This is a genomic window from Nocardia albiluteola (assembly GCF_018860155.1).
GTDB lineage: Bacteria > Actinomycetota > Actinomycetes > Mycobacteriales > Mycobacteriaceae > Nocardia > Nocardia albiluteola.
In genome coordinates this window covers 118,292-138,876 of the sequence record NZ_JAHKNI010000015.1, presented here as the reverse complement: position 1 = coordinate 138,876, position 20,585 = coordinate 118,292, and the positions used below count along the sequence as shown (strand labels likewise).

Genomic DNA, 20,585 nt, shown 5'->3' with positions numbered 1-20,585 from the left:
GCACACAAACCTGGAGCACATGTCCGGCTGATTCGGGATCGACAGTCTGTAAACCCGCGACTGATTGGAGATTGCCTTGCCCCAGCACGTCAGCTCACACCACACCAGCGAGAGCGCGACGGCCTACGTCATCGCCGCGCTCGAGGCCAAGGGCACCGCAACCCGCGAGGACTTCGACGTGCCCGGCATCGTCGCCGCCTCCCATGCGATCGCGGAAAGCTGGGACCTCGGTTCGCTGGAACGCACGACATTCTGGAGCATCGCGGCCAGCTATATCCGGGCGTAGCGAAGCGATTCCATGCGAGATGAAGAGGCGGGCCTGGAAGTTGCTCGCCTCGACCTCGACGACCGACCTCGCCTGCGCGGCGACGGTCCAGCGCTGCGCCGCTCGGCGCATCGAGGCCGCGTCCGCATATCCGAGCAGCTAGGCCTGCCGGGACCGGCTCAGCGGACCCGCCGCCGTGGCGCGCCGCAGCCGGGCCCGATCCAGCTCCTGCCGCCAGGCGGTACCCGCCTCGGTGAGACGCCGCTGCAGCGTGCGTGGGCTGGTCGCCAGGCGCCGGGCCACCCGCTCCAGCGACACCGCACCCATGTTCAGGGCCTCGACCAGCGCCGCGGCGACACGTTCGGCCCAGGCGCGCGAGAGCGCCGGCGGGGCGGCAGCGTCTCGGCCATGCCCGGCGCCGGCCCGGTAGGAGCCGCCCGCGCTGCGTAGCCCGGCCCGCACGATCGCGATCGCAATCGCAATGGCATCCCACCAGCGAAACACGGTCGCCGTTACCTTTTTGAGACACGGTACGATTGCCGAAAATTCGCTGCATTACACTCCCGGAAGGAAAGAAATAACACAGTTCAGATTGGGGTTCGCCGCACCATGCTCAAGGGTTTCAAAGACTTCCTGATGCGCGGAAACGTGATCGACCTGTCCGTCGCGGTCGTGATGGGCACCGCGTTCACAGCCATTGTGAGCTCGGTCACCAAGGGAGTCGTGGAACCGCTACTGGCGGTGCTGGGCGGCAACAGCCAGCTCGGCCTCGGCTTTCAGCTGATCTCCGGAAAGCCGTCCACCTTCGTCGCGATCGGCCCGATCATCAGCGCCGCCATCGACTTCGTGATGGTCGCCGCCGTGCTGTACTTCGTACTCATCCTGCCGATGAACACACTGAAGAAGCGCTTCGGCAAGCCCGGGGAGAAGAAGGCCACGCAGGAGGAGCTGCTGGCCGAGATCCGCGACCTGCTCGCAGAACGTGCCGACCGCGACGCGGTCTACTACGACGACGACGAGGATCTCGGCGCCGACGCCTACCCCACCGGCCGCCACCACGCCGCACCGGGCCCGCGCGCGACGCACTGAGCCAAACTTGCCATTGACAAGTTGCCGGGATCGGCCCTAATCTTTCCACTGTAAAGATTAGGGCCGATCCACAGGAGCTTCCGATGGCACCGCTACTCGTTCTCGTCGTCGTCGCCGGACTCACCCGCCTCGCCGGGTGGGGACATCTGGGCCACTGGCCGGACTCCTGGCCGCACGCCGTGCGCCTCGGCCTGGCGGCCATGCTCGTGCTCACGGCCAGCGCCCACTTCCTGCAGCCGCGACGCGACGCGCTCATCGCGATGGTGCCGCCGCGACTCCCGTCCGCGGCGATGCTGGTGACCCTCACCGGGGTACTCGAATTGGCGGGCGCCGCAGGCCTTCTGATACCGCCCGTCGCGCCCGCGGCGGCAATCTGCCTGGCGCTGTTGATGATCGCGCTGTTTCCGGCCAATATCCGTGCCGCCCGAGGGGATCTGGGCATCAAGTCCATGCCGCTGCCGCTGCGCGGCGCGGTACAGGTGCTGTTCCTCGGCGCCTGTGTGCTCGCGGCGCTATGAGGCGCCGCGCACCGGCGCGCCTTTAGAAGCAGTCCACCACCAGCGCGGTGGCGTTGTCGGTGCTACCGGCCGCGCGGGCGCCCTCCACCAGGGCATCCGCGGCGACTCCCGGCGTCGCGGGGCGCGCCAGGATGTCCTTGATCGCCGGCATGTCCAGCCGCTTGTGCACGCCGTCGGTGCTCAGCAGCAGCCTGCCGTCGCTGACCCCGGTCTCGGCCTGCCCGATGTCCGCCGCGGCGGCGGTGCGGGCGGAGGTCGTCACCAGGTGGCTCGTCCGCGGCGGCGCGGGGCGGCCCAGCGCCCGAAAGTATTCGGCCACGGTGTGATCGTTGGTGATCTGGTGCAGCACCCGCCCGTTCCACCGGTAGGCGCGGCAGTCGCCGACCCAGGCGATGTCCCACGGCCCGCCCAGCACGGACCGCACCGCTACGACCAGGACGCTGTCGGCCTCCTGCTCGGGCAGCTGCCGCAGCAATTCCCCCTGCGCGGCAAGGATTCCGGCCTTGGCCCCAGCGCGGGCACCGGCCTGGGCGGCCGTCGCGGCGACCAGGCGCGCGGCCCGGGCCGCGGGCAGATGATCGCCGACGCCATCCGCGACCACGAATGCGAGGTGCCCGGTGTCCTGATCGGTCCAGCTGGCCGCGGCGTCGGCATTGAGCGAGCGCGGTCCGCGCCTGCTCACCGAGGCGCCCGAGATGCCCGGCACGCGGATCAACTCGCGACGAGAAAACGCGGCGGTAACTGCACTGTCCACGGCCGGCCTCCTTGGACTCAGCTGTGCCCGACGCTGCTGATCAGCAGCACTTTCAGTAAACCCCCTGTACGTATGGGCAACACCAGAGACGTCTGATGGATTCCTGAGAACTGTCGCACGCGCCCGAACGGACGGGGATTATCTGATTCTATGGCCGGATACTCGGGCACGCCGCTGCCCCGGAAACTTGGTATCAAGCCGGGACATCGGGTGCTGGTGGGTGACGCGCCCGCCGGATTCACGGTCTCGCCGCTCCCGGAGGACGTCGAGGTGCATCGCCGGGCCGGCCGCGGCGTCTACGACGTGATTGTCGGCTTCTGCCCCGACCGTGCCGCTCTCGCACGGCATTTCGCGCACTGGCGCACCCGGCTGACCCCGTCCGGGGGACTCTGGATCGCCTGGCCCAAGGCGTCCGGCGCCCTCACCACCGATCTCCACGAGGCCGAGGTCCGCGCGTACGGGCTGGCCGCCGGACTGGTGGACAACAAGATCTGCGCGGTCGACCAGGACTGGTCGGCGCTGCGCTTCGTCGTGCGCCTGGCCGACCGCACCGGCGGGTAGTCACGCGGGCAGCACCAGGAGGCGCTGCGCGTCGTCGAACAGATAGCGCTCGGCCACGCGGGCGGCGGCGAGGGCGGCCAACGCCGTCGCGGCCAGCAGCATGTACATGACCACGATCTGGTAGCGGATGGCGGTCAAGGGCTCGACCCCGGCCAGGATCAGGCCGGTCATCGCGCCGGGCAGGCTGATCAGTCCGACGACCTTGGTCGCATCGATCGTCGGTACGAGCGCCGTGCGCAGCGCCGAACGCCGGTACGGCAGGAATGCCTGGTGCGCGGGCAGTCCGAGGCACAGGCGGGCCTCGATGGCCGGACGGGCCTCGCGCGCGTCCTCCCGCAGGCGGCGCAGCGCGACGCCGGTGGCCTGCATCGAGCCCGACACGATCATGCCGCCGACCGGGACCACCACCCGGGCCTGGGTGGAGATGACGTGCAGCAGTATCAGCGCGCCGAGGGTGATGGTCGAACCGAAGGCGACCCCGATGGTGGCCGAGCGGATCGCGTGCGGCAACCCGGCGCCGCGCCGCCCGGCGACCTGTCCGGCGATGATGATCATCAGCACCACCCAGACCAGCGCGCCCGGTAATCCGGTGCGCCGGAACACAACCAGCAGGATCGCGCCGACGGCGATCAGCTGTACCCCGGCCCGCAACGCGGCGATGAGCAACTCCCGCGTCAGGTGTAGGTGCTGCCGATAGGCGATGAGGGCCGCTAGGGCCACCAGGAGCACCGAGGCGCCGACGCCCGTCCAGTCCGGAACCGAAAGACCTTGTACCATCACGCTTCCCGATCCTCGAGTGCCTGCGTCGGCGCCACCTCGGCCTGGGTTTCCCGGGTCCGGAACCCGTCGGCGTCAGCGCCCTCGGCCTCGACGGCCGACGCGTGATCTTCGTGGGCCTGAGCTACCCCCGCCTGCTCGGTGCCGGCCCCGATTCTCGCGGCCCGGTCTGCTTCGCCCCGAACCGAGTCGGAGTCCGTCCCGCCGAGGTGGCCACCATCGGACTCGCCGAGGCGGGACAGGCGCCCGCCCTCCATGAGCAGGATGTCGTCGGCGACCGTGCCGACGAAACCGCTGTCATGACTGACCAGGACGACCGCGCCGCCGCCCGCGGTGTGCTCGGCGATGAGTTTCGCGACCGCGGCGGCGGCCACCTCGTCCAGCGCCGAGGTCGGCTCGTCCAGCACGAGCACGTCGGGCCGCACGGCCAGCCCGCGCGCCAGGCACACCCGCTGCGCCTCGCCGCCGGACAGCTCGGCGCACTGACGGTGCAGGAAGGTCTCGGGCAGCCCGGCCCGCACCAGCAGCGCCGCGGCATCGGTGGCGGTCAGCTCGGGGCGGGCCACCCGCACCTCGTCGACGACGATGTCCGCGAGCAGTGTCGCCCGCTGCGGTATCAGCCCCACTCGCCGTCGCAGCTCCAGCACGTCGAGCTCGGTGATCGGCACACCGTCCAGCAGGATCCGCCCGGCACTCGGTTCGGCGAGCCGATTGAGCAGCCGCAGCAGCGTGGTCTTGCCGACGCCGCTCGGCCCCACGATCGCGGTGCACCGCCCGCCCGGCAGGGTCACGGTGATATCGGCGAATACGGGCGTTTCCCCGTAACTCACCCCGAGTTGCTCCAGAACGATTCCGTCCACGTCACCAACCCTGCCCCACTCGAGCGGCGCGCGCAGCGCCACCCCGGGCGAACGTCGCAAACCGGCCACTCGGGCCCTTACCTCTTCCGACGCGTGTGAACCCTCTCCGAAGGCCGGAGAGGGTTCACACGCGGTGCCTATATGTTGTTTACCCGCGGTCAGTCCTCGCTGAAGGTGGAGGTCCGCTGCCGGCTGGCGCGGGCCCGGCGACGCTCGGCGCGCAGCTCGGCAAGCTCCTGCTCGAGGGTCTCGGCGATGCGGAACTGGCCGGTGTCGTACCCGTTCGCGGAATCGTCCTGCGCGGCATCGGTATCCGGGCCGTTGGCCGCGGGCGCCCCGTTGCTCGCGGGCCTGCCGTTGGCGGCGGATCCGTTGGTGTTGCCGTTGCGCTTGGCCCCGTTTCCGTTGCCGCCGTTGGTCTCCCGGCCGTTGACATCCTTGCTGGTCAGCCAGCCGTCGGAGGAGGTGCGGAATTCCGGTTTGGGAGTGTGGGTCTCCGCGGTGACGGTCGTGTCGTCCGGAAGCGTCGAACGGTACGCGTCGATGTCGTCCACGTCCACCGTGGCCGGCTTGTCCTGCTCCGCAACGGGATCCATGCGCTTGGCGCTCTCGGCCGCCGCGGGCTCGTGGCCACTGGGCAGCGCCGTGAGGGCGCCGCTGGGGCGCGTCACGTCGGGCGAGACGTTCTGGCGGAAGAAGCTCACGAACGTCGGCATCGTGCGCCGGATCTGCTCGGAGGGATCGGGGAGGTCGCGCACCTGCTCGGTGGCGTGCGCGATGGCCAGCCCGTACCGGGAGCTGGCCGCGTGGTGGATGAGCAGCGCGACACCGATCATCACCGGGGCGACCGCGTGCACGCCCACGTCGTACCAGTCACCGCGGCGGATGTACGGATAGGTGTTGAGGCCGACAGTCAGTGACAGCAGGGCCAATTCGGCAATCGCGACCTGCCTGCGGCTGTCCAGGATGCCCCACTCGGCGACCTTGTTGGTGCCGATCATGATGATGACCAGACAGACGCTGATCATGGCCTCGAGCAGGTAGCTGAACCAGTACAGCGGATCACTGGGGCCGCCGGGCGCGATGTTGTGCTGCACGTTGACCGCGGACCAGAGCATGCCGGACGCGACGACACCGGCCAGCGCGCGCAGCGACCACGCCCGATGCCGGTACAGCGAGGCAAGTTTGGCGTGCGGGCTCGATTCGCGCCGCTGCGCGGCCAGGGCGCGGCGGGCGAGCAACAGATCACGCATGTCGGCTTTCGCGATCTTCTGAGAGGTGGTCCGGGCTTCGTCGGAGGCTTGGGCCGCGGCCTGGACATGCTTCCAGCGCTGATCCCGCTCGGCCTCTCGAATCTTCTCGGCGAGATCGCGTTCGGCACGCAGCTCGTCTTCGGACAGGGCTTCGGTCAGTGCGGGGTCGAACTGATAGGCCAGGCGGCCACGGGCATGCTCGACGCGTCTGGCCAGATGCGTGACATCGTCCTCACCGGAGCGCTCGATGGTCATCGCGCCTCCAGGAGGGTGAGATTCTGCGACAGCCAAGGGGTCACGGTTGGTAGTGGCACATAGCATTAATAGTCGATCGACCGCCATCGGCGAAACCGCACGTTTGCCGACAATGGCCAAAATACGGCGTGGCGCGCGCGACACGCCGAGAGGAGTCAGCCGCGGCCGTCCACGGGACTGAACCCGAGCCGCAGTACCGGACGGTACCCACTGGGCGGCTCGCCCGCTTTCGTACCAAGCTTAACCACTCCGCCGAATCCGGCGTCTCACCAACCCCATTCGCGACATTCGTGATCGATTGCAGCCCAACTGGTTGCCGCTACCGACAGGTACGTTGGGTGGGGTGAGGCCGATCGCCGCACAGCCGAGCGCGACCGACCCACGGCCGCTGGACATTACGAGGACACGATGGTCAACACCGAGAGCCCCCAGAGAATCGATGAGCTCGGCGACGATTTCTTCGCCGATCCCCATGTCTACTATGCCCGCTGGCGCGAGACCGGGCCGGTGGTGCGGGTTCGGATGCCCCGCAACGGCGTTCCCGCCTGGGTCGTCATCGGCTACGAGGAGGCGCGCGCCGCCCTGGCCGATCACCGGCTGCTCAAGGGCGTGGCCGGGATGCGGGAAGTGTTCGAGCGCAAGAACACCCAGCAGTTCTTCGCGAACCCGGGCAGTTTCGACCTCTCGGTGCACATGCTCAACAGCGATCCGCCGGATCACACCCGCCTGCGCAAGCTGGTCAACAAGGCCTTCACTGCCCGCGCGGTGAACGCGCTGCGCCCCCGCATCCAGGAGATCACCGATGCGCTGCTGGACGCGATGGAGGGCAGCGACGAGGTCGATCTGCTCCAGGCCTTCGCCGTCCCCCTGCCGGTCACGGTGATCTGCGAACTGCTGGGGGTGCCGTTCGAGGACCGCGAGCGCTTCCAGCGCTGGACCAAGCTGCTGCTGGGCGGGGCCAAGGCCACCGAGGAGGAGGTCGGCACCGCGGCCGCGGAGATGTCGCTCTACCTGCACGATCTGGTGGAGGGCAAGCGGGCCGAGCCGGGCGAGGATCTGCTGTCCGGACTGGTCCTGGCCAGCGACGAGGACGACCGCCTGTCGGAGCAGGAGCTGGTCTCGATGGCCTTCCTGCTGCTGGTGGCGGGGCACGAGACGACGGTGAACCTGATCGCCAACGGCACTCGTGCCCTGCTGTTCAATCCGGCACAGCTGCGTGCGCTGCGGGAGGACCCGTCGAGCACCCCGGCCGCGGTGGAGGAGTTCCTGCGGCACGATGGGCCGGTGGGCTGGTCCACCTTCCGGTACACCGGGGAGCCGGTGCGGATCGCCGGGATCGATATCCCCGAGGGCGAATTCGTGCTCGTCGCGCTGGGCGCGGCCAATCGCGATCCGGCCCGCTTCGCCGATCCGGAGAATCTGGATCTGGCCGGCGAGACCGCCGGGCACCTGGCCTTCGGCCACGGCATCCACTATTGCGTCGGCGCGCCGCTGGCCAGGCTGGAGGCCGATATCGCCTTCCGGGGGCTGGTGCAACGCTTCCCCGACATGTCGATGACGCCGGAGGCGGCCACGGTCGCCTGGCAGCCCAGCACGCTGATCCATGGCATGACCGAGTTCCCCGTGCGGCTGCGATAGGTGCCGGTGCGAATAACAACGTCGCGCCGCAGGTTCGCAAGCAGACCGTTGCCACCTGCCGTAACACCAAGCAAACTGTAACACGTTTCATTCACTGGTGTAGCGAAGCAATATTTACTTAATCCGCGTGCGACGGTTAACCTCGAGCGGACGAGAGCAGAAGGGAACCGTCTCATGCAGATCAACAACGCCGTCGCCGTGGTGACCGGCGGCGCCTCCGGATTGGGCCTGGCGACCGTGCGGGAGCTGCACGGCCAGGGCGCCAAGGTCGTCATCGTGGACCTGCCCTCCTCCAACGGCGAGGCCATCGCCAAGGAGCTGGGCGAGGGCGTGGTCTTCGCGCCGACCGACGTGACCAGCGAGGAGCAGGTGGCCGCGGCCCTGGATGCCGCGCAGGCACTGGGCACGCTGCGGATCGCGGTGAACTGCGCGGGCATCGGCAATGCGATCAAGACGGTCAGCAAGAAGGGCGCGTTCCCGCTCGACGCGTTCACCAAGGTCGTCACGGTCAACCTGATCGGCACGTTCAATGTCATCCGCCTTGCCGCCGAGCGCATCTCGGCCACCGAGCTGGACGGCGAGGAGCGCGGCGTGATCATCAACACCGCTTCGGTCGCGGCCTACGACGGCCAGATCGGACAGGCCGCCTACTCCGCCTCCAAGGGCGGCATCGTGGGCATGACCCTGCCGATCGCCCGCGATCTGGCGAACGTCAACATCCGGGTCGTCACCATCGCCCCGGGCCTGTTCCACACCCCGCTGTTCGCGACGCTGCCCGACGAGGCCATCGCCGCGCTGGGCGCGCAGGTGCCGCACCCGGCCCGCCTGGGCGACCCGACCGAGTACGCGGCGCTGGCCCGGCACATCGTCGAGAACCCGATGCTCAACGGCGAGACCATCCGTCTCGACGGCGCCATCCGGATGGCGCCGCGCTGAGGTAGGCAGCGTCGCACTGCGCGCCACACCGGCGCGAACTATCGTGTGTTCGTGAGGATTCGACGGTGGCGGCGGGTCTACCTCGCCGCCGAGTACGCGGCCCTGTTCTTCGGCGCCACCACCGTGTACAACGCCAAGCTGCGCGGCACCCCGCCGATTCCCGCGCTGCTGGCGCTGGCCCTCGGCGCGAGCGCGTACCTGCGCCGCTCCCCCGGCTTCGATCGCGACGCGCTGTGGCGCTCCCGGGCGTTGCGCACGCAGATCCGCCCGATGGGCGCGCTGGCCGCGACGAGCGCCCTGGGGCTCACCGCGGCCGTGGCCGCGCTGCGGCGGGACAGGCTGTTCGAACTCCCCCGCCGCAATCCCTGGCTGTGGCTGGCGGTGATGGTGTTGTACCCGGTGCTGAGCGTATATCCGCAGGAGCTGGTGTACCGCTCGTTCCTGTTCCACCGCTACGCACCGGTTTTCGGCGATGGCCTCGGGCTGGTGGCCGCGAGCGCGGCCGCATTCGGCTACGTGCACATCGTCTTCGGCAGCTGGGTCTCGGTCGTGCTGAGCGGGGCCGGCGGCTGGATCTTCGCGCTGCGCTACCTGCAGACCAATTCGCTGTTCACCGCGTCGGTCGAGCATTCGGTGTACGGAATACTCGTCTTCACAGTCGGTTTGGGGCAGTACTTCTACCACGGCGCCGCCGCCGATCGCGAACTCGCCTCCCGGGCCTGAGCGATCGGCAGCGGCGCGGTCTCAGGCGACGACCTCCACCGCGGGCGCCTCGCCGAGCCCGGCGAGCTCCTCGGGCCGCAGGATGGCGGCCAGGCGCTCGGGCGGCAGCAGGCCCTTCTCGAGCACCAGCTCGGCCACGCCGCGGCCCGAAGCCAGTGCCTCCTTGGCGATTTCGGTGGCGGCGGTATAGCCGATGTACGGGTTCAGGGCGGTGACCAGGCCGATGGAGTTCTGCACCATCGCGTGGGTGACCTCCGCGTTGGCGGTGATGCCGGTGACGCAGCGCTCGGCGAGGGTACGGCAGGCCGCGCCCAGGTGGGTGATGCTCTTGGACAGCGAATGCAGGATGATCGGCTCGAAGGCGTTGAGCTGCAACTGCCCCGCCTCGGCGGCCATGGTGATCGTCATGTCGTTGCCGATGACCTCGAAGGCCACCTGATTGACCACCTCCGGGATCACCGGATTGACCTTGCCCGGCATGATCGACGAACCGGCCTGCATCGCGGGCAGATTGATCTCGTTCAGGCCCGCACGCGGACCCGAGGACAGCAGCCGCAGATCGTTGCACGTCTTGGACAGCTTGACCGCGATCCGCTTGAGCACGCCCGACAGCTGCACGAACGCACCGCAATCCTGCGTCGCCTCAACCAGATTCGAGGCGGTCACCAGCGGCATGCCGGTGATCTCCGCCAGCTGCCCGCGCACGGCCTCGCAGTACCCCTCCGGGGCGTTGAGCCGGGTGCCGATCGCGGTGGCACCGAGATTGATCTCGTGCATCAGCAGCACGGCCTCGGCCAGCCGGCTCTGATCCTCCTCGAGCATCACCGCATAGGCGGAGAACTCCTGCCCCAGGGTCATCGGCACCGCGTCCTGCAACTGGGTGCGGCCCATCTTGAGGATGTCGTGGAATTCCACGGACTTGGCCGCAAAGGCCTTGCGCAGCACCGTCATCGCGTCCAGCAGCTCGCGTACGGCCAGGATCGTGGCCACGCGCACGGCGGTCGGATAGGCGTCGTTGGTGGACTGGCTGAGGTTGACGTCCTCGTTCGGATGCAGGTGCCCGTACTCGCCCTTCGCGTGGCCCAGGATCTCGAGCGCCCGGTTCGCGATCACCTCGTTGGCGTTCATGTTGGTCGAGGTACCGGCGCCGCCCTGGATGACGTCGACGATGAACTGATCGTGCAGACGGCCCTCCTCGCGAATCTCCCTGCAGGCGCGAGTAATCGCCGCGGCCTTGTCCGAGGGGAGCAGCCCGAGCTTCTCGTTGGCGCGCGCGGCCGCCTCCTTCACCGCGGCCAGCGCGTCGACCATGTGCGCGTAGCTGGACAGCCGGGTGCCGGTGATCGGGAAGTTTTCGCTCGCACGGAGGGTATGCACACCCCAGTAGGCGTCGGCGGGGACGTCGCGATCCCCGAGCAGATCATGTTCGCGGCGGGTGGGGGCGGTCATCGTGCCAGCAAGTCCTTCGTCAGTAGCGGGCGCACCGAGACCGAAGGGGTATCCTCGGTCCGCGGCGCTCCCATACAAACGCGCCGGTTAGCGCGTGGTAAACCCTACCTCGATCCGACGGTACATACCACCCCTCAATGGCACATAGTTCATGCGCCATTAACTTGTGTAATAAAGCATCATCGTCCGACGGCATAGCCCTGCATGCCGCGCGGATTCGCACCCGCCGACAGCACACCCGTCTCCGGGTCGCGGGCCACCGCACACAACCGCCCCTCGGACCATGCCTCGCCGACGGTCACCGCGTGACCACGCCGCCGCAACCCCTCGATCACGTCCTGCCCGATCCGGGACTCGACGGTCACCGACCCCGGATTCATCGCGCGCGGATAGAACGAGCCCGGGAACGAATCGTTGTGCCAGTTGGGCGCATCGATCGCGCCCTGCAGATCCAGCCCGCCGCGCACCGGTGCCCGCAGCGCGACCGACAGGAAGAAGTGCAGCTGCCACTGGTCCTGCTGATCGCCGCCGGGCGTGCCGAACGCCATGACCGGCACGCCGCCCCGCAATGCCAGCGACGGGCTCAGGGTGGTGCGCGGGCGACGGCCGGGGGTGAGCGAATTGGGCAGGCCCGGATCGAGCCAGGCCATCTGCAGGCGCGAGCCGAGCGGGAAACCCAGTTCCGGCACCACGGGATTGGACTGCAGCCAGCCGCCGGACGGGGTGGCGGCGATCATGTTGCCCCACCGGTCGACGATGTCGAGATGGCAGGTGTCGCCGCGGGTTTCGCCGTTCTTGGCGACCGTCGGCTCACCGGCGCCGAGCCCGGCGGCCGCTTGCTGCCCGCCCGCGCCGGCGGCGACCGCGAGCGCATGCTTGCTCAGCACCGGGGTCCGCCCGCCCGGGCTGCCGGGCCGCAACGCGTACGACGCCTCCGCGCCGATGAGAGCCCTTCTGGCCGTGTTGTATTCGGCCGATAGCAGCTCGTCCAGCGGGACCGGCGCGGCGTCGCCGTACCAGGCCTCGCGATCGGCCATCGCCAGCTTGCAGCCCTCGATCAGCAGGTGCACGTATTCGGCCGAGCCGTACTCGGGCAGTTCGCCCGGCAGCAGTGCGAGCTGTTGCGCCAGCACCGGCGCCTGCGACCAGGGGCCCGCCTTGCAGATCGTCCACCCGTCGCGCTCGAAGCGCACCGGATCCTCGAAACTCGCCTCGTACGAGGCGAAGTCGTCCCCGGTGAGCACTCCGGCGTGCCGCTCGCCCGAGGTGTCCATGGCGGGCCGGGCGGCCGCGGCCACGAGCGCCTCGGCGATGAATCCCTCCCGCCACACCCGCCGCGCCGCCTCGATCCGCGCCTCCCGGTCGCCGCCCGCGGCGCCCGCCTCATCGAGCAGTCGCCGCCAGGTGGCGGCCAGCGCCGGATTCCGGAACAGCGTGCCCGGTTCGGGCGCGCGACCCCCGGGCAGGTACACCTCGGCCGAGGTCGTCCACTCGGTCTCGAACAGTTCCCGCACGGTCTCCACGGTCGCGGCAATCCGGGGTACGGGCGGGTGACCGTGCTCCGCGTACCCGATCGCATATTTCAGCACCTCGTCGAGCGGCCACGTGCCGTAGTCGCGCAGCAGCACCATCCAGGCGTCGAAGGATCCGGGCACGGACGCGGCCAGCGGGCCCGAGCCGGGAATCAATTCCAGCCCCAGCGCGGTGTAGCGCCCGATGCTCGCGCCCGCCGGCGCCGGCCCCTGCCCGCACAGCACCCGGACCGGTCCGCCCGACGGCGCCAGAATCATCGGCACCTCGCCCGCGGGGCCGTTGAGATGGGGTTCCACCACGTGCAGCACGAATCCCGCCGCGACCGCGGCGTCGAAGGCGTTACCGCCCGCCTCCAGCACCGCCATCGCCGATTGCGAGGCCAGCCAGTGCGTGGAGGAGACCATGCCGAAGGTCCCCTGCAGGGTGGGTCGCGTGGTGAACATCGTCGCACTCCTCGAGGAAAAGGTTCAACGGGAAGCCGAGACACTCCCGCATGACTAGTGTGGAGCCCAGTTCGATCAGTCGTTCGGAAGGAATCATGGCCACCCCCACCGAGTCACGTCCCGCCGCCGCATCCGGAAGCTTCACCCTCGGTGGCGACCTACCGATCAATCGCCTCGGATTCGGCTCGATGCAACTCACCGGCACCGGTGTCTGGGGCGAGCCCAAGGATCCGGACGAGGCGGTGCGCGTGCTGCGGCGCGCGGTCGAGCTGGGGGTCACGTTCATCGATACCGCCGACTCGTACGGGCCGTTCGTCAGTGAGCAGCTGATTCGCAAGGCGCTGCATCCGTATCCCGAGGATCTGGTCATCGCCACCAAGGCGGGCCTGACCCGGCCCCGCCCGGGCGAGTGGCTGCCGCTGGGCCGGCCCGAGTATCTGCGCCAGCAGGCGGAATTGAGCCTGCGCCACCTCGGGGTCGAGCGCATCGACCTGTTCCAGCTGCACCGCATCGATCCCAAGGTACCGCTGGCCGACCAGCTCGGCGAGCTGGCCGCGCTGCGGCAGGAGGGCAAGATCCGCCACATCGGCCTGTCCCAGGTCACCGTCGCGCAGCTGGAGGCCGCGCGCAAGATGGCGCCCATCGTCTCGGTGCAGAACCTGTACAACCTGTCCGACCGCAGCGCGGAGAAGCTGGTCGACTACACCCAGGCCCATCAGATCGCGTTCATACCGTGGTTCCCCATGGCCACCGGCGAACTCGCCCGGCCGGGCGGCCCGCTGGAGGCGATCGCGAAGGACCACGTCGCGACGCCCTCCCAGCTCGCGCTGGCCTGGCTGCTGCGCCGCTCGCCGGTGATGCTGCCGATCCCCGGCACCTCCAGCGTGGCACACCTGGAGGAAAATGTTGCCGCGGCGCAGGTCTCGCTGAGCGATGAGGATTTCGCCGCCCTCTCGGCGGTGAGTGCCCCCGCCGCGGCGGCCGGCCCTTCGCTGGGCGGCATCTCGCGGATGTTCAAGAGCCGCAAGTAAATTCGCCCCTGGGCGCAGCTGCCCCGGGACCTGATCCGGTGCGGGCGAACCGAATTCGCCCGCACCGGTTCGGTCACTGGATCCGCAGCAACTCGCCGCTCTGGGCCTCGCCGGGCGCCGGGAAGAACCCGGTCTCGAGGAACGACTCGATGTAGGCGTCGAGGGTCTCGGCGTCGATCCGCGGGCACTCGATACCGCGGTCGGCCAGCACCGCGCGGGTCGCCGTGTCGTCGATGGCGATCGCCGCGGCACCGTAGTTGCCGCTCAGCAGCGCCGCACGCACCAGGGAGTGGTCGCCGGCGGCGTCGCGCGCGGCGGCCTCGGCGGCCAGCCTGGTCCCGATCTCCTCGAGCGAGGCGGGCGCGACCGGGATTCCGTGCCGGCGCAGGCCCTCGAAGATGTCCGTGATCGCCACCGGGTTCGTGTTGACCAGGTGGTAGGCCGCGCCGTCCGCCGGCTCGGTGGCCAGCGAAACGATCGCGCGGACAACGTAGTTCACCGGCACCAGCGCCATCTCCGCGTCGCCGACATCGGGGGCCAGGCCCAGCACCGCCACGGCCCGGATCATGTTCCAGAACGAATCGTCGGCGCTGTTCACACCGGTGTGCGGATCGCCGGAAATCGTTGCGGGACGGTAGATCCGCACCGGAACGCCGCGCTCGGCGGCCTGCGTCACCAGCTGTTCGGCGACCCATTTGCTGGCCACGTAGCCGTTGGCGGACAGCTGGTCGACGCTCAGCCGATCGTCCTCCGCCCCACGGAAATCCGGCCCGAGGGTGGCGGGAATGACGGCATTGGCCGTGGAGACGAAGTGCACCGGCTTGATCCGCGTCGTGGTGGCCAGCCGCAGCACCTGCCGGGTGCCCTCCACATTGGCCGCGCGCAGCCGCGAATACGGTTCGATGTGGTTGACCCGCGCTCCGTTGTGATAGATGACGTCGATGCGTTCGGTCAGGCGGCGGTAGTCGGCGGGCGTGAGCCCGAACTCGGGCGCGGCGAGATCGCCCGGCACGGCCACGATCCGATCGCGGAACCCCTCCTCCCAGATCCGGTACTGCCGCAACGACTCCCGGATCCGCGCGTGCGCCAGCTCCGCCGAATCCGCGCGGACCAGGCACCAGACCCGGGACTCGGTGCGCACCAGCAACTCCCGCAGCAGATGCACGCCCAGGAATCCGGTGGCGCCGGTGAGCAGCACGTCCAGCACCGAATCGTAGGGCGGCGCCGAATCGTCCGCGCCGATCTCCGGCTCCAGGACCGCATCCGCCGCGATCAGGTCCGACTCGTCGGCCGTGACGGGTGCGGAATCGGTGCCGTCGACGCGGGCTGCCAGCGCGCGCACGGTCGGCGCGGTGAACAGCGTGGCCATGGGCAGGTCGATGCCCAGGCGCGCGTTCAGGGCGCGCTGCAGCGTGAATGCCAGCAACGAGGTACCGCCCAGTTCGAAGAAGCCGTCCGCCGCGCCCACCCGGTCGATCCCCAGCACCTCACCGAACACCTCGGCCACGGCCCGCTCGGTCGCCGTCGCCGGGGCGAGGTACTCGCGAGCCTCGAAGACCGGGGCGGGCAGGGCGGCGCGGTCCAGCTTGCCGCTCGAGTTCATCGGGAACGCGTCGAGGACGACCAGGGCCGCGGGCAGCATGTAGGAGGGCAGCACCTGCGACAGTTCCCGGCGCACCGCGTCGGTATCGATATCGCCGTCCGCGGCAACCACATACGCCGCCAACTGATCCCCCGCCGGCGAGGGTGCGACCAGCGCCACGGCCTGCGCGATCGCCGGATCGGCCAGCAGCGCCGCCTCGACCTCGCCCAGTTCGATGCGGTGGCCGCGGATCTTGGCCTGGAAGTCGATGCGCCCCAGGTATTCCAGCACGCCGTCGGCGCGGCGGCGCACGAGATCCCCCGTGCGGTACATGCGCGCGCCCGGCGGGCCATACGGATCCGCGACGAACCGGTCCGCGGACAGATCCGGGCGCCGCAGGTAGCCACGCGCCAATTGGTCACCGGCCAAATACAATTCGCCGGCCGCGCCGAACGGGGTCAGGTGCAGCCGCGAATCCAGCACGTAGGTGCGGGTGTTCCACTGCGGCAGGCCGATCGGCACCGTGGTCCGATCCGCGGGAGTCGCGGGCCAGTACGTCACCGACACCGCGGCCTCGGTGGGGCCGTACAGGTTGTGCAGGCCCGCGCTCGACAGCGCGGCAAACGCGGCCACCGTCGACGGCGGCAGCGCCTCGCCGATCACGAAGACCTCGCGCAGCCAGGTCAGCTGCTCCGCCCGCGCGGCGGCCAGGAACACCTGCAGCACCGAGGGCACGAAGTCGGTCAGCGTAACCTCGTGCAGCGCAATCAGACTCGCGATGTATTCGGGATCGCGCTGGCCGTCGGGCGCGGCCAGCACCAGCTGCGCGCCGACGCTCAGCGGGAGGAAGTAGCCCCACAGCGACACGTCGAAGGTGGTGGCGGTCTTCTGCAGGTACACATCGCCGGAATCGACCTCGTACTGCGCGGCCATCCACTCGATCTGATTGCGGATCGCCGCGTGCGAGACCATCACGCCCTTGGGGCGGCCGGTCGAGCCCGAGGTGAACAGCACGTACGCCGGATGATCCTGGGACAGTGGCACATTCACCGGCTCGATGGGCAGGTGCGACAGGTCCAGTGTGTCGATGTTGATGACGGGCAGATCCGTGTCGGGCGGCCGATGGCCGCTCTTGCTCAGCACACAGACCGGCTGCGCGGTCTCGAGCACGTACGCGATCCGCCCGGCCGGGTGCTCCAGATCCAGCGGCAGGTACGCCCCGCCCGCGCTGATCACCGCGTACATCGCGACCACCAGCTCCGGCGAGCGCGGCATCGCCAGCGCCACCACCGATTCGGGGCCGATGCCCTGCTCGATCAGGTAGTGGGCCAGCCGATTCACCCACGCGTCGAATTCGCGGTAGGTCCAGGCGATGTCGTCGTCGAATACCAACGCCACCGCCTCGGGCGCGGCGGCCACCGCGCGGCGGTAGCCCTCCAGCAGTAGGGTGCCCGGCACGGTGTGCGCGGTGTCCTCGAGCTCGCGCAGTAGATCTCCGCGCTCCTGCGGGGCAAGGACGTCGATGTCGCCGACGACGACGCCCGGATCGTGGGCCACCGCCTCGAGCAGGCGCACGAACCGCTCGGCGAACCCGGCGATCGTCTCCGCGGCGAAAAGGTCTGTGGCATAGCTGAACTGCGCACCCCAGGGGTTGTCGTCGGCACCCGGGGAGATCGTCAGCTGCAGGTCGAATTTCGCTGCCTCGGTGTCCAATTCGAGCTGCGAGACCGTCAGCTCATCCAGCTCGAGAGTCGGTGCGGCCATGTTCTGGAAGAACAGCGCCACCTGGAACAGCGGGTTGTAGGCGGCCGTGCGGCCCGGCGCCAGCACCTCCACCAGGCGTTCGAAGGGCAGCTCGGCATGGTCGAAGGCCACCAGATCGCGCTCGCGCGTGTGGGCGACCAGGTCCGCGAAGGTTCTCGCCGGGTCGATTCGGGTGCGCAGCGTGACGGTGTTGACGAACATGCCGATGAGATCGGCCAATTCGGGCTCGCCGCGACCGGCCACCGGGGTGCCGATCACGATGTCGTCCGATCCGGTGATCCGCGCCAGCAACGCCGCGAACGCGGCGTGCACGACCATGAACGGCGTCGCGTTCGCCGCCGCGGCCACCTCACCGAGCTTCGCGTGCACGGCTGCGGGAATCTCGAAGGAGAAGGACTTTCCGGCGCCACTGGGCGCGGGCGGGCGCGGGAAGTCCGCGGGCAGCCCCATCAGCTCCGGGATACCGGCCAGCTCGTTGCGCCAGAACTCGACGTGGGCGGCGGCGAGCGACTCCGGATCGGTGTCCTCGCCCAGCAGTTCCCGGTGCCACACACTGTAGTCGGCGTACTGCAGTGGCAGCGGAGTCCACGCCGGCGCCACGCCACCGCTGCGGGCGGCGTAGGCGTACATCAGATCCCGGGTCAGCGGGCCCAGCGACCAGCCGTCCACGGCGATGTGGTGGGCGGCGAACACCAGTGCGTGATCGGCGGTTTCGCCCGGAGCGCCCAGCGCGAACAGCGCCATTCGGAACGGAACCTGCTCCGACACATCGAATCCGGACAGCGCCACCTGCTCGATCCCCGTGCGCAACTCGTCCGGCCCGGGCGCGTCGACCGGCGTCAGATCCGGCAGTTCCGGATCCAGGATCCGTTGCGCGACAGTGCCGTTCACCTCCGGATAGACCGTACGCAGGATCTCGTGGCGGTCGATCACATCCCCGACGGCCGCACCCAGCGCCGCGATGTCCAGCGGGCCGGTGAGCCGGATGGCGACCGGCACGTTGTACATGGGCGAGGCGGTGTCGAACTGGTTGAGCAACCACATCCGCTGCTGCGCCGGGGCCAGCGGAATCGCCTCGGGCCGCTCGCGCGCGGCCAGCACCGGCCGGTTCGTGCTCTCGAGTCCGGATACCCACTGGGCCAGTGCCTGCACCGTGGACGCCTCGAAGAGCACGCGCGCTGGGAACTGGGTACCGGTCGCCGCCCGGATGCGCGCGACCGCCTGGGTTGCCAGCAGCGAATTACCGCCCAGGGCAAAGAAATCGTCGTCGAGGCCGACCCGCTCGGCGCCGAGCAGATCGGCGAAGACCTCGGCCACGACGCGCTCGACGGGGCCGGTCGGCTCTCGGTACTGCGCCGCGGCGAACACCGGCTCCGGCAGCGCCGCGCGGTCGAGCTTGCCCACCGGGGTGAGCGGCAGTTTGTCCAGGACGGTCAGCGCCGCCGGAACCATGTAGCCGGGCAATTGCCGCCCGGCGAAGGCGAGCAGTTCGGCGGTGTCGATCGAGGCGCCCGCGACGGGGATGACATACGAGACCAGGGCGGTGTTGCCCCCGACCGTGTTGTCTCGAGACGTGGTGTGCCCCACCGTCACCGCGAAATCGACCGCCTCGTGGGCGCTCAGGACGGAATCGATCTCGCCCAGCTCGATCCGGAATCCGCGGATCTTGACCTGGAAGTCGTTGCGGCCCATGTGAAGTACCGGTCCGTCGGCGATGTCCACCCGGCCCAGATCGCCCGTACGGTACATCCGCGAGCCCGGTTCCCCGAACGGATCGGCCACGAAGCGCGCCGCGGTCAGCCCCGGCCGGGCGTGATATCCGCGCGCCACGCCCGGACCGGCCAGATACAGCTCGCCGGTGCCGCCGACCGGCTCGACCTCGAGCCGATCGGTCAGGATCCGGCTGGCCATGCCCCGGATGGCCGTTCCGATCGTGGCGGGTTCGCCGGGCACCAGCGGATCGCTGATATTGGTCATGATGGTGGTCTCGGTGGGCCCGTAGCCGTTGTGGAAGCGCCGGCTCCCACCGGCCCACCGGTTGACCAGCTCCGGCGGGCAGGCCTCGCCGCCGGCCACCAGTACTTCCAGGTCGTCCAGTCCGGCCGGATCCACCGACGCCAGGGCCGCCGGGGTGATGAAGGCGTGCGTCACCCGCTGCGTGCGCAGCAGCTGCGCCAGGTCCGCACCGCCGTAGACGTCCACCGGCGCCACCACCATCGTCGCGCCCGCGCCGAGGGCCAGCAGCAGCTCGAGCACCGAGGCGTCGAAACTCGGCGAGGCGAAGTGCAGGGTGCGCGAGGCGGACGTCACGCCGTAGCGTTCGCGCTGCTCGGCGGAGAAGTTCGCCAGGCCGGCGTGGGTGACGGTCACCCCCTTCGGCACGCCCGTGGACCCCGAGGTGTAGATGACATAGGCGGGATGGGTGATCCGCAGCTGTCGCACCCGGTCCTCGTTGAGCACCAGCTCGTCGGAACGGTCCTCGATGTCACGGCCGAATTCGGGCGAGTCCACCGCCAGCCACTCGAGACCGCCGGGCAGCTCGCCGGCGGTCGCCTCGACCGTCAGCCCGAGCACCGCCCCGGAGTCGACCACCATCCGCTCCACGCGCGAGGCCGGGTAGCCCGGATCGATCGGCACGAAGGCCGCACCGGTCTTCACCACGGCCCAGACCGCCGCGACCGACCAGACCGATCGCGGAATACCCACCGCGACAGCATCTTCGGGCCCGATGCCGCGCGCGATCAGCGCCCGCGCCGCGCGCGAGGACCAGCGGTCGAGCTCGGCATAGGTCATCGACAGATCGCCGTCGTCGACCGCGATGCCCAGCGGGTTCAGTTCCACGGCCGCCGCGACCAACTGGGCCAGCGTCGGCGCCGACCGGCCGCGCCGACGCACCGGCCGACCAGCGGCGCCCCTGCGCTGACGTTGCCCGGATTCGCCCGCCATACTTTGCCTCACTCACCCTCATCGTTCGATCCGGCCGCCGCGACCAGCACATGTCACACCGATTCGCCGAGTCCTAGGCTAGGGGGACCCGGCGCTCGGAGCGCCAGCGCCCCAGTCACAGTATCGGGCCATATTATTTCCGTCCGGCAAGCGTTCGTGCTGTGCGGACACTGTGCGTTCACCCATAATCTGCCCAGGGTCCAGCTCG

The 20,585-nt window shown here is 69.6% G+C and carries 16 protein-coding genes; 8 read left to right on the top strand and 8 right to left on the bottom strand.

Going from position 1 to position 20,585, the window contains the following annotated elements; translation table 11 throughout:
* Positions 1-76: 76 nt before the first annotated feature.
* Positions 77-286 (top strand): hypothetical protein, encoded by a 210-nt coding sequence (locus KO481_RS34520; protein WP_215922698.1) that lies wholly within the window; start codon positions 77-79, stop codon positions 284-286.
* Positions 287-424: 138 nt separating this feature from the next.
* On the opposite strand, the gene KO481_RS34515 is transcribed toward KO481_RS34520, so the two are convergent.
* Positions 425-769 carry a hypothetical protein gene (locus KO481_RS34515; protein ID WP_215922697.1) on the bottom strand — a complete coding sequence of 115 codons (345 nt, stop codon included), beginning with the start codon at positions 767-769 and terminating at the stop codon, positions 425-427.
* A gap of 105 nt (positions 770-874) precedes the next feature.
* Between KO481_RS34515 and mscL the strand changes: the two genes are divergently transcribed.
* Complete coding sequence (gene mscL, locus KO481_RS34510; protein WP_215922696.1) at positions 875-1,354, top strand: large conductance mechanosensitive channel protein MscL; 480 nt, start codon at positions 875-877, stop codon at positions 1,352-1,354.
* Between the two features lie 83 nt (positions 1,355-1,437).
* A complete protein-coding gene (locus KO481_RS34505; protein WP_215922695.1) occupies positions 1,438-1,872 on the top strand; it encodes a DoxX family protein in 435 nt (144 codons plus the stop codon).
* Positions 1,873-1,894: 22 nt separating this feature from the next.
* Here KO481_RS34505 and KO481_RS34500 read toward each other — a convergent pair whose 3' ends face one another.
* Positions 1,895-2,626, bottom strand: a complete 732-nt coding sequence (locus tag KO481_RS34500) for a PP2C family protein-serine/threonine phosphatase (protein WP_308166883.1) — start codon at positions 2,624-2,626, stop codon at positions 1,895-1,897.
* Positions 2,627-2,776: 150 nt separating this feature from the next.
* Between KO481_RS34500 and KO481_RS34495 the strand changes: the two genes are divergently transcribed.
* A complete protein-coding gene (locus KO481_RS34495; RefSeq protein WP_215922694.1) occupies positions 2,777-3,187 on the top strand; it encodes a DUF3052 family protein in 411 nt (136 codons plus the stop codon).
* On the opposite strand, the gene KO481_RS34490 is transcribed toward KO481_RS34495, so the two are convergent.
* The 3 genes from KO481_RS34490 to KO481_RS34480 form a co-directional block, all read right to left on the bottom strand.
* On the bottom strand, positions 3,188-3,964 hold the full coding sequence (locus KO481_RS34490; protein ID WP_215922771.1) for an ABC transporter permease: 777 nt from the start codon (positions 3,962-3,964) through the stop codon (positions 3,188-3,190).
* On the bottom strand, positions 3,964-4,893 hold the full coding sequence (locus tag KO481_RS34485) for an ABC transporter ATP-binding protein (protein ID WP_308166882.1): 930 nt from the start codon (positions 4,891-4,893) through the stop codon (positions 3,964-3,966). Before KO481_RS34485 ends, KO481_RS34490 begins: the two co-directional genes overlap by 1 nt.
* Positions 4,894-4,982: 89 nt before the next feature.
* Positions 4,983-6,332: a hypothetical protein gene (locus KO481_RS34480; protein WP_215922693.1), complete on the bottom strand. Its 1,350-nt coding sequence runs from the start codon at positions 6,330-6,332 to the stop codon at positions 4,983-4,985.
* Between the two features lie 408 nt (positions 6,333-6,740).
* Between KO481_RS34480 and KO481_RS34475 the strand changes: the two genes are divergently transcribed.
* The 3 genes from KO481_RS34475 to KO481_RS34465 all read left to right on the top strand — a co-directional run bounded on the left by KO481_RS34475 (position 6,741) and on the right by KO481_RS34465 (position 9,629).
* Positions 6,741-7,970, top strand: coding sequence for a cytochrome P450 family protein (locus tag KO481_RS34475; RefSeq protein ID WP_215922692.1), 1,230 nt, complete (start codon positions 6,741-6,743; stop codon positions 7,968-7,970).
* Between the two features lie 174 nt (positions 7,971-8,144).
* The gene (locus KO481_RS34470; protein WP_215922691.1) at positions 8,145-8,906 is read left to right on the top strand and encodes a 3-hydroxyacyl-CoA dehydrogenase; all 762 of its coding nucleotides are present in this window, start codon (positions 8,145-8,147) and stop codon (positions 8,904-8,906) included.
* A 51-nt stretch (positions 8,907-8,957) separates the two neighbouring features.
* Positions 8,958-9,629, top strand: a complete 672-nt coding sequence (locus KO481_RS34465; RefSeq protein ID WP_215922690.1) for a CPBP family intramembrane glutamic endopeptidase — start codon at positions 8,958-8,960, stop codon at positions 9,627-9,629.
* Between the two features lie 21 nt (positions 9,630-9,650).
* Here KO481_RS34465 and aspA read toward each other — a convergent pair whose 3' ends face one another.
* Positions 9,651-11,078: an aspartate ammonia-lyase gene (gene aspA, locus KO481_RS34460; protein WP_215922689.1), complete on the bottom strand. Its 1,428-nt coding sequence runs from the start codon at positions 11,076-11,078 to the stop codon at positions 9,651-9,653.
* A gap of 179 nt (positions 11,079-11,257) precedes the next feature.
* Positions 11,258-13,054 (bottom strand): gamma-glutamyltransferase family protein, encoded by a 1,797-nt coding sequence (locus tag KO481_RS34455; RefSeq protein WP_215922688.1) that lies wholly within the window; start codon positions 13,052-13,054, stop codon positions 11,258-11,260.
* A gap of 95 nt (positions 13,055-13,149) precedes the next feature.
* On the opposite strand from KO481_RS34455, the gene KO481_RS34450 reads away from it, so the two are divergent.
* Entirely contained in the window at positions 13,150-14,085 is a 936-nt protein-coding gene (locus KO481_RS34450) for an aldo/keto reductase (protein ID WP_215922687.1), read from the top strand.
* A gap of 73 nt (positions 14,086-14,158) precedes the next feature.
* Here KO481_RS34450 and KO481_RS34445 read toward each other — a convergent pair whose 3' ends face one another.
* Positions 14,159-20,377 carry a non-ribosomal peptide synthetase gene (locus tag KO481_RS34445; protein ID WP_245401954.1) on the bottom strand — a complete coding sequence of 2,073 codons (6,219 nt, stop codon included), beginning with the start codon at positions 20,375-20,377 and terminating at the stop codon, positions 14,159-14,161.
* Between the last annotated feature and the right edge of the window lie 208 nt (positions 20,378-20,585).

What these genes read in the sequence shown, in the direction of transcription:
- mscL (WP_215922696.1), top strand. Translation starts at nt 875, where the DNA reads ATGCTCAAGGGTTTCAAAGACTTCCTGATGCGCGGAAACGTGATCGAC.
- KO481_RS34505 (WP_215922695.1), top strand. Translation starts at nt 1,438, where the DNA reads ATGGCACCGCTACTCGTTCTCGTCGTCGTCGCCGGACTCACCCGCCTC.
- KO481_RS34495 (WP_215922694.1), top strand. Translation starts at nt 2,777, where the DNA reads ATGGCCGGATACTCGGGCACGCCGCTGCCCCGGAAACTTGGTATCAAG.
- KO481_RS34490 (WP_215922771.1), bottom strand. Translation starts at nt 3,964, where the DNA reads ATGGTACAAGGTCTTTCGGTTCCGGACTGGACGGGCGTCGGCGCCTCG.
- KO481_RS34480 (WP_215922693.1), bottom strand. Translation starts at nt 6,332, where the DNA reads ATGACCATCGAGCGCTCCGGTGAGGACGATGTCACGCATCTGGCCAGA.
- KO481_RS34475 (WP_215922692.1), top strand. Translation starts at nt 6,741, where the DNA reads ATGGTCAACACCGAGAGCCCCCAGAGAATCGATGAGCTCGGCGACGAT.
- KO481_RS34470 (WP_215922691.1), top strand. Translation starts at nt 8,145, where the DNA reads ATGCAGATCAACAACGCCGTCGCCGTGGTGACCGGCGGCGCCTCCGGA.
- aspA (WP_215922689.1), bottom strand. Translation starts at nt 11,078, where the DNA reads ATGACCGCCCCCACCCGCCGCGAACATGATCTGCTCGGGGATCGCGAC.
- KO481_RS34455 (WP_215922688.1), bottom strand. Translation starts at nt 13,054, where the DNA reads ATGTTCACCACGCGACCCACCCTGCAGGGGACCTTCGGCATGGTCTCC.
- KO481_RS34450 (WP_215922687.1), top strand. Translation starts at nt 13,150, where the DNA reads ATGGCCACCCCCACCGAGTCACGTCCCGCCGCCGCATCCGGAAGCTTC.
- KO481_RS34445 (WP_245401954.1), bottom strand. Translation starts at nt 20,377, where the DNA reads ATGGCGGGCGAATCCGGGCAACGTCAGCGCAGGGGCGCCGCTGGTCGG.